This window comes from Dietzia maris, from assembly GCF_014144855.1.
Lineage (GTDB): Bacteria > Actinomycetota > Actinomycetes > Mycobacteriales > Mycobacteriaceae > Dietzia > Dietzia kunjamensis.
This window is the reverse complement of record NZ_JAALDN010000406.1, coordinates 1-3,025: the sequence shown is the minus strand read 5'-3', so window position 1 is coordinate 3,025 and position 3,025 is coordinate 1. Positions and strand designations below refer to the sequence as shown.

General features: G+C 69.4%; 4 protein-coding genes. 3 read left to right on the top strand and 1 reads right to left on the bottom strand.

All coding sequences use genetic code 11. The features are described 5' to 3' along the window. Nucleotides 1-127: 127 nt before the first annotated feature. Nucleotides 128-367, top strand: coding sequence for a hypothetical protein (locus tag G6024_RS13210; RefSeq protein ID WP_096905628.1), 240 nt, complete (start codon nt 128-130; stop codon nt 365-367). Nucleotides 368-436: 69 nt separating this feature from the next. On the opposite strand, the gene G6024_RS13205 is transcribed toward G6024_RS13210, so the two are convergent. After that, complete coding sequence (locus G6024_RS13205; protein WP_159148890.1) at nt 437-1,111, bottom strand: nitroreductase; 675 nt, start codon at nt 1,109-1,111, stop codon at nt 437-439. Nucleotides 1,112-1,517: 406 nt separating this feature from the next. On the opposite strand from G6024_RS13205, the gene G6024_RS13200 reads away from it, so the two are divergent. Both G6024_RS13200 and G6024_RS13195 read left to right on the top strand, forming a co-directional pair. After that, the gene (locus G6024_RS13200) at nt 1,518-2,447 is read left to right on the top strand and encodes a type IV toxin-antitoxin system AbiEi family antitoxin domain-containing protein (RefSeq protein WP_235027901.1); all 930 of its coding nucleotides are present in this window, start codon (nt 1,518-1,520) and stop codon (nt 2,445-2,447) included. 196 nt (nt 2,448-2,643) lie between these two features. Beyond that, entirely contained in the window at nt 2,644-3,009 is a 366-nt protein-coding gene (locus tag G6024_RS13195; protein ID WP_096905626.1) for an RNA-binding S4 domain-containing protein, read from the top strand. The last annotated feature ends 16 nt before the right edge of the window (nt 3,010-3,025 follow it).

Here is a 3,025-nt window from a genome sequence, read left to right as displayed (position 1 = left end):
GCGGGCGAACTGGACGTGGTCGGGCCGATCCTGGCCGCGCGCACCTCCGGCGGGGTCGAGTGGGAGACCGCCGGGGTGGCCACCACCGAGAACGCGGCAGTTCGCCGGGATGTGGAATCCTGACTACATGAGCATGCAGCCCTACCAGCCGAACTCGATCGAACAGCAGAAGCAGCAGGTCCGCAAGGATGCGCGCACCACCGCTATCGCTCTGGGCGTGACGGCCGTGTCGCTGCCGATCGCGCTGTTCGCGAGCTCGTTCTTCACCGTGGTGGCGGTCCTCGCCGCCATCGTGGCGATCTACAACGGCAACAAGGTCCGCAAGGCCATCTCCGGCAAGCCCGATCAGAAGCGCGAGCTGTACTGACGCCAGCCGTGCTGATCCGGCTGCGGCCCGGGTGGGCGCAGTCGCGGCGACGGCTCAGCCGAGCCCGGATCAGGCGTGGCGGCGCACCACGTCGGACAGGTCGGCGCGCTCGGCCCGGAACGTGTTGGCGGGGTGGTCCGCGTCGGCGTAGCCGAATGCGATCCCACAGACGATGAGGCGGTCCTCGGGGATCTGCAAGTGCTCGCGGACCGCATCCGAGTACAGAGCGATCGCTGCCTGGGCGCATGTGGCGACGCCCAGCGACGTGGCGGCTGCCAGGAACGTCGACACGTAACCACCGCAGTCCACCGCGCCGTACGTGCCGAGGCCCGCGTCCGAGGTGATCACCGCGACGTGCGGGGCGCCGAAGAAGCGGTAGTTCTCCAGCATCTGACGAAGCCGCGCGTCCTTGTCCGACCGCTCGATGCCGAGCGCCGAGTAGAGCCCGAAGCCGCTCGCTCGGCGGCGATCGCCGTAGACGCCGTCGTACCGCTCCGGCGCGGGCAGGTCCGAGCTCATGTCGCTGGAGAGCACGTGGTCGGTGAGGTGCTTGCCGAACGCGGCCGTCGCCTGCCCCGTCACCAGCTCGACCTGCCAGGCCTGCGAGTTGCACCACGACGCCGTGCGCTGGGCCATGCGGAAGATCCGGTCGATCGTCTCCTCCGGAACCGGCTCGGAGGTGAACCCTCGGCAGCTGTAGCGACTGTCGAGGATCTGCTCGAGCTTGACGGCTGCGTCGGTCATGGGCCCTCCAGGGGAACTCGTTCCAAAGTGTGAGCCCAGTCTCGCACGGGCCCCCGGCGGGCTTGGCAGGGGCTGTAACCGCCGGCGCTGACACGGCTGCCTCTCCAGCCCCACCGGCACCCGCACCCGCACCTCCCCGCCGCCGCCGAGCACAACCAGAGCCACGGGACCAGGGGACCATCGACTGACCTGTGTGATTCTGCCGGACCCGAGGGATCCCGCAGGTGAGACGGAATCGGACAGGTCAAGATGCGTCGCCCGCGCTCTCGAAAGGCGCCGCTCGCAGGGCGGGGGTCCAACGGGAGCGGTGGTGCCCGTTATCCACAACCGCTGCCGCCTCCACAGGCGAGCAGGAATCAGGCGTCCGGACCCCGGTCCAGCGCGGTGACTCGGTGATCATCAGCGTGTGCACGAGATCAGCGAACTCCGTCAGATGGTGATGACGACCGACGAATTACTCGGCCGGGGCATCTCCAGCCAGTCGCTCAGCCGATCGGTGGCCTCCGGAGAACTGGTCAGGCTGCGCCCCGGGTTCTATGTGGAGGGCACCGCCAAGGAGCTGCCCCGGGAGTCCCGTCACCTGCTGGCGGTGTTGGCGGCGGATGCCGCCCTGGACTCGCCCGTGTTCTCCCACTCGTCTGCCGCTCTGGTGCACGGGTTGCCTGGATGGGGTCTGCCACTGCGGCGGGTCACCACCTCGGCTCCGGGTGACAAGGGCCGCAGCCGTACGTCGCGTCTGGTCACGCACCACACGGGAAGGCTCGACGACGAGGACGTCACCAGAATCGACGGGCTGCATGTGACGACCGCGCCGAGGACTCTGGTGGATGTCGCGCTGTCGACGGGAAGGGACGCTGCGGTGTCGGTCGCGGACGCCGCCGGGCACCGTGGACTTGTCACCGACCCGGATGTGGAACTCGCGTTGCAGCAGGCCTCGGGACGAATGGGGGTCAAGAGAGCTCGGGCGGCGTTGAACCTGGTCGACAGTCGGAGTGAGAGCGTGGCGGAGACGCTGAGCCGTCTGACGTTCCTCGATCACGGGCTGCCCACGCCGGAGACCCAGGCGAACATATTCGACACCCACGGCAATCGCATCGCCCGGGTGGACTTCTTGTGGCGTGAGTTCGGGGTGATCGGGGAATGCGATGGTTTCGGCAAGTACTTCGACGGTGCGGACGGGCCCGAACTCAGACGCCGACTCGCGCGCGAGAAAGACCGCGACGCCGAGTTGCTGGCCCTCGGCTATCGGGTCCTGCACTGGCGATGGGCGGATCTCGAGCAACCGCGCCTTCTCGCCGAGCGGATTCGGAGAGTCCTCTACCCGGCCGCCGCGTGAGCCGAGGACACGCGGAGTGAACCGGGGAATCACGGAACGGTCCTGCCTCGGCCAGCCGCACCCGTCTCACCCGCCCGGCCCTTCGCGACAAGCCATCCCGACTGACCTGTGTGCTTCTGCCTGACCCGTGGGGCCCCGCAGGTGAGTCGGAATCCGACAGGTCAGGTTGCGGGCACGTCGCGGTTATCCTCGGGCCATGAGTGTTCGGGTGGACGCGTGGACGTGGTCGGTGCGGTTGTTCCCGTCGCGGACCAAGGCGGCGGCCGCCTGCCGCGGTGGGCACATCAAGGTCAACGGCGAGGCGGTGCAGCCGTCGAAGCCCGTCGTTCCCGGCGACCGCGTGCAGGTCACCGGCGCACTGGGGCGGGTCCGCATCCTCGAGGTGGTGACGACCATCAACAAGCGGGTCGGTGCGCCGGTGGCCGCGACCTGCTACATCGATCGCTCGCCCCCGCCGCCGCCCAAGGAGGTCCTGGCCTCCCAGCCGCGGCGGGAGCGGGGAGCCGGGCGGCCCACCAAGCGGGAGCGCCGCGAGACCGACCGACTGCTGGGCCGCGACTGAGGCCCCCACCGGTCAG